The sequence below is a fragment of the Streptomyces sp. NPDC056948 genome (assembly GCF_042674225.1).
GTDB classification, from domain to species: Bacteria; Actinomycetota; Actinomycetes; order Streptomycetales; family Streptomycetaceae; genus Streptomyces; species Streptomyces purpurascens.
In genome coordinates, this window is the sequence record NZ_JBHUQX010000747.1 from 1 (window position 1) to 2099 (window position 2099).

2 protein-coding genes are annotated in these 2099 nt (G+C 70.3%); both read left to right on the forward strand.

Annotated features, from left to right (window positions below; translation table 11 throughout):
• Positions 1–135: 135 nt before the first annotated feature.
• Positions 136–720 carry a DUF6114 domain-containing protein gene (locus ACFTZL_RS44285; protein ID WP_382596140.1) on the forward strand — a complete coding sequence of 195 codons (585 nt, stop codon included), beginning with the start codon at positions 136–138 and terminating at the stop codon, positions 718–720.
• On the forward strand, positions 710–2059 hold the full coding sequence (locus ACFTZL_RS44290; protein WP_382596142.1) for a hypothetical protein: 1350 nt from the start codon (positions 710–712) through the stop codon (positions 2057–2059). Before ACFTZL_RS44285 ends, ACFTZL_RS44290 begins: the two co-directional genes overlap by 11 nt.
• The last annotated feature ends 40 nt before the right edge of the window (positions 2060–2099 follow it).

A 2099-nucleotide genomic window follows, 5' to 3' on the forward strand; every position in this document is an offset into this window, starting at 1 on the left:
GCGGGGAGGCCGTCGCTTCCCCGCCCCTCGGGCCCGGCCCCGCGCCGGGCCACCACACAGACTCAGACTTTTCCGGCTTCCACGCCTGCGGCCGAGCCGGTACGTACCTTCATCGGACCGAGGGAGCTGTTTTCCATGAGTGCCGAGACTCCGGTCCAGAGCGCCGGGACTTTCGCCCGGCTACGTCGGCGATTCCGTGACTGGCGGGGCACCCGGCCGTTCTGGGCAGGCCTGTTCACCATCCTCGGCGGGGTGCCGATCGCCTACTTCCCCTACGCCACCCTCAAGCTGGGAACCATGTCGCTCACCATGGCGACCACCGCGGGTGCCGGCTCCCTCATCATCGGGGTCCTGCTGATCACCCTGGGACTGACCATGTGGTTCCAGCAGGCGACGCGGGTCTTCGCCGGTGTCGCCGCGATCATCCTCGCCCTGGTGTCGCTGGTGGTCTCCAACATCGGAGGCTTCCTCATCGGCTTCCTGCTGGCGATGCTCGGCGGCGCCCTCGCCGTCGCCTGGGTGCCGGGCAAGACGGAGGACACGGGGAAGGGGCCTCGGGCGGCCGGTCAGGGACCGACGGGAGAAGGAGCCGTTGAGCCCTCTCCCGAGAGCCCGGCCGGTGAGACGGGCGGGACGCACCCTCCGTACGGGACCGGCGACGGCGGCCCCGCGGACGGCGTCAGGTCCGAGGCCGGCAACGGGGGGTACCGTGTCGGTTGACCCCCGCGACGGTTCTCCCGCCGCCCAGGCGAAGGCGAGAACCGGGCCACGTCACGCGGCTCCCAAGAAGCCGCTCTTCACCCGGTTCCAGATGCCCGCCGGCAAGGCGATAGCCATGGCGGCGATGCCCACCGCGGTCCTCATGGGCATGGGATTCACCCCGACGCTCGCCCTCGCCGACGAGCAGCCGTCGACCTCCAACAGCCTGAAGGCCGACGAGTACAAGGACTGCCTCGCGGCGATGGAGGACGACAAGGACGGCGCCTCCCCGTCGCCCTCGGCGAGTGAGAGCGAGTCCGCGGGCGACGAGGACAAGGGCTCGGCCGAGCCGACTCCCTCGGCGTCCGCCGGTTCGGACGCGGGTGCGGACAAGGAGGGCTCGTCCTCTTCGTCGGATTCAGGTTCCGACGACGAGGGCGACAAGACCGAGCCCACCCCGACCCCTTCGGCATCCGAGGGTGCGTCGGGCGAGGACGACGAGACGACGCCCAGCCCGTCGCCGTCCAAGAGCGGCGGCAACGTCCTCGAGGACATCGGCGACGCGATCGGCGGCATCCTCACGGGTGGCAAGTCCACCGAGAGCCCGAGCCCGACGCCCTCCGCGTCCGCCTCGCCGTCCGGCGACACGAGCAAGGCCGAGGACACCGAGACGTCCTCGGACACGAGCAAGGACGACGCGGCCGACGCGGTCAAGAAGACGACCGACACGGTCGAGGACACCGTCAAGGACACGACGGACGCGGCGTCGAAGGCGGCCGGGGACACGAGCAAGGCCGTCGAGAAGGCGGCCGAGAAGGCCGAGGACGCGGCAGGGAAGGCCACCGCCTCCCCCAGCCCGTCCGAGAGCCCCTCCGTGGACCCCGAGGACTGCCCGGCCGCCACGGACGCCGAGGGCGGGGTGGACAACGAGCTCCTCGTCCCCGACGAGCCCTGGCGCCTGGAGGCCAGCTCGCTGACGCTGAAGGGTGCCGACTACCAGGGCATCGTCGAGGTGAAGACCGCGAGCGGCGCCACCAAGAAGGTCCTGAAGTACGTCATCAGCGACGGAACCGACATCGGGGACCTGCACCAGCTCGTCACGGACAAGGCGTCCGGCAAGACCCACCACGTCCAGGCGGCGAAGGGCTCGAAGTCCACGATCACCGACGGCAAGACGGTGATGTACACGGAGAGCATCTCCGGAAACCTGCTCGGCCTGATCCCGGTCACGTTCGACCCGGAGCACCCGCCGCCCCTGAACATCCCGCTGATCTACTTCACCAACGTGAAGGTCGTACAGGCCGGCCAGTTCGGCGGCACGCTGACCGTGCCGGGGCTGCACCAGTACGTGACCGACTGATCCGGACTTCTCCGGGAGCCGCGAAAGGACTGTGCCCCGC

What these genes read in the sequence shown, in the direction of transcription:
- ACFTZL_RS44285 (WP_382596140.1), top strand. Translation starts at nt 136, where the DNA reads ATGAGTGCCGAGACTCCGGTCCAGAGCGCCGGGACTTTCGCCCGGCTA.